Source organism: Falsigemmobacter intermedius (genome assembly GCF_004054105.1).
GTDB classification, from domain to species: Bacteria; Pseudomonadota; Alphaproteobacteria; order Rhodobacterales; family Rhodobacteraceae; genus Wagnerdoeblera; species Wagnerdoeblera intermedia.
On record NZ_SBLC01000077.1, the window covers coordinates 2,501 to 5,449 of the forward strand.

Here is a 2,949-nt window from a genome sequence, read left to right on the forward strand (position 1 = left end):
ACCTGACAGATCGTTATGATTACCTCGGTAGCTCATAACAGTCTGAACCAGGTACTAATTACCTGAACACATAGGGTTTTTAGGGCAAACCCGGGGAACTGAAACATCTAAGTACCCGGAGGAAAGGAAATCAATAGAGACTCCGTTAGTAGTGGCGAGCGAACGCGGACCAGCCGATCCATGAAGAGTGACTGGAATGACCTGGAAAGGTCAGCGATACAGGGTGACAGCCCCGTACAGGAAGCTCCATTGGACATATTAAGTAAGGCGGGACACGTGAAATCCTGTCTGAAGATCGGGGGACCACCCCCGAAGGCTAAGTACTCCTTGCTGACCGATAGCGAACCAGTACCGTGAGGGAAAGGTGAAAAGCACCCCGACAAGGGGAGTGAAACAGTACCTGAAACCGGACGCCTACAAGCAGTCGGAGGGGCCTCGAGCCCTGACGGCGTACCTTTTGTATAATGGGTCAACGACTTGGTCTTACGAGCAAGCTTAAGCCGATAGGTGAAGGCGCAGCGAAAGCGAGTCTTAAAAGGGCGATGAGTTCGTGGGATCAGACCCGAAACCAAGTGATCTAGCCATGTGCAGGATGAAGGTTAGGTAACACTAACTGGAGGTCCGAACCAACACCCGTTGAAAAGGGTCTGGATGACGTGTGGCTAGGGGTGAAAGGCCAATCAAACTTGGAGATAGCTGGTTCTCCGCGAAAGCTATTTAGGTAGCGCCTCGGACGAATACCTTGGGGGGTAGAGCACTACATGGTCAATGGGGGCCCACAGCCTTACTGAGACTAAGTAAACTCCGAATACCCAAGAGTACTATCCGGGAGACACACGGCGGGTGCTAACGTCCGTCGTGAAGAGGGAAACAACCCTGACCCGCAGCTAAGGCCCCCAATTCATGGCTAAGTGGGAAAGCAGGTGGGACGGCCAAAACAACCAGGAGGTTGGCTTAGAAGCAGCCATCCTTTAAAGATAGCGTAACAGCTCACTGGTCTAGATAAGCTGTCCTGCGGCGAAGATGTATCGGGGCTCAAGCCATGAGCCGAAGCTCGGGATGCACAGCGATGTGCGTGGTAGCGGAGCGTTCTGTGATATAGCTCCATGTCTCTTGCTTCCTTAGCAATAAGGATGCGCAGAGACGCGGAGCTTTCTGTGAAGCCGGCGCGTAAGCGATCCGGTGGAGAGATCAGAAGCGAGAATGTTGACATGAGTAGCGACAAAGAGGGTGAGAGACCCTCTCGCCGAAAGTCCAAGGGTTCCTGCTTAAAGCTAATCTGAGCAGGGTAAGCCGGCCCCTAAGGCGAGGCCGAAAGGCGTAGTCGATGGGAACACGGTTAATATTCCGTGGCCAGGAGATGGTGACGGATCTCGAAGATTGTACATCCTTATCGGATTGGATGTGCCGTTCAGAGGTCCCTGGAAATAGCCCTCCACAAGACCGTACCCTAAACCGACACAGGTGGACAGGTAGAGTATACCAAGGCGCTTGAGAGAACCACGTTTAAGGAACTCGGCAAAATGCCTCCGTAAGTTCGCGAGAAGGAGGCCCTGTCATTAGGCAACTAGTGGCAGGGGGCACAGACCAGGGGGTGGCGACTGTTTACTTAAAACACAGGGCTGTGCGAAGTCGTAAGACGACGTATACAGTCTGACGCCTGCCCGGTGCCGGAAGGTTAAAAGGAGGGGTGCAAGCTCCGAATTGAAGCCCCGGTAAACGGCGGCCGTAACTATAACGGTCCTAAGGTAGCGAAATTCCTTGTCGGGTAAGTTCCGACCTGCACGAATGGCGTAACGATCTCCCCGCTGTCTCAAACGTGGACTCAGCGAAATTGAACTGTGTGTCAAGATGCACACTACCCGCGGTTAGACGGAAAGACCCCATGAACCTTCACTCCAGCTTTGCACTGGTATCAGGATTGCGATGTGCAGGATAGGTGGTAGCCATTGAAACCGAGACGCCAGTCTCGGCGGAGGCTCCCTTGAGATACCACCCTTCGCACTCTTGATATCTAACCGCGGCCCGTTATCCGGGTCCGGGACCATGCATGGCGGGGAGTTTGACTGGGGCGGTCGCCTCCCAAACAGTAACGGAGGCGCGCGATGGTGGGCTCAGACCGGTCGGAAATCGGTCGTCGAGTGCAATGGCAGAAGCCCGCCTGACTGCAAGACTGACAAGTCGAGCAGAGACGAAAGTCGGCCATAGTGATCCGGTGGTCCCAAGTGGGAGGGCCATCGCTCAACGGATAAAAGGTACTCTGGGGATAACAGGCTGATGATGCCCAAGAGTCCATATCGACGGCATCGTTTGGCACCTCGATGTCGGCTCATCTCATCCTGGGGCTGGAGCAGGTCCCAAGGGTACGGCTGTTCGCCGTTTAAAGAGGTACGTGAGCTGGGTTTAGAACGTCGTGAGACAGTTCGGTCCCTATCTGCCGTGGGTGTAGGAGACTTGAGAAGAGTTGCCCCTAGTACGAGAGGACCGGGGTGAACGATCCACTGGTGGACCTGTTATCGTGCCAACGGTAGTGCAGGGTAGCTATGATCGGACAGGATAAACGCTGAAAGCATCTAAGCGTGAAGCCCCCTTCAAAACAAGGTCTCCCCATTAGGGCCGTGGAAGACCACCACGTCGATAGGCCAGAGGTGTAAGCGCAGTAATGCGTGTGCTGACTGGTACTAATCGCCCGATTGGCTTGATCCATCCGGAAAAAGCAAGACTCTTTCGGAAGACCATACTACACCAACAGTGTACCCCTTGAACAAACCGATGTTTGACAGACTTTAACCGGTCCGGTGATCATAGTGTTCGTAAAACACCCGATCCCATCCCGAACTCGGAAGTTAAGTGCGATCATGCCAATGGTACTGCATCTCAAGATGTGGGAGAGTAGGTCGTCGCCGGACCTGATAAAGTCTGTCAGAAACTCTCTGACGATCTCAAATA

2 rRNA genes (1 of these 2 running past the window's edge) are annotated in these 2,949 nt (G+C 53.8%); both read left to right on the forward strand.

Going from position 1 to position 2,949, the window contains the following annotated elements:
• Positions 1–2,706: ribosomal RNA gene (locus EP867_RS18650) — 23S ribosomal RNA — on the forward strand (it extends 130 nt beyond the left edge of the window).
• Positions 2,707–2,794: 88 nt separating this feature from the next.
• Positions 2,795–2,909: ribosomal RNA gene (gene rrf / locus EP867_RS18655) — 5S ribosomal RNA — on the forward strand.
• Positions 2,910–2,949: the final 40 nt, after the last annotated feature.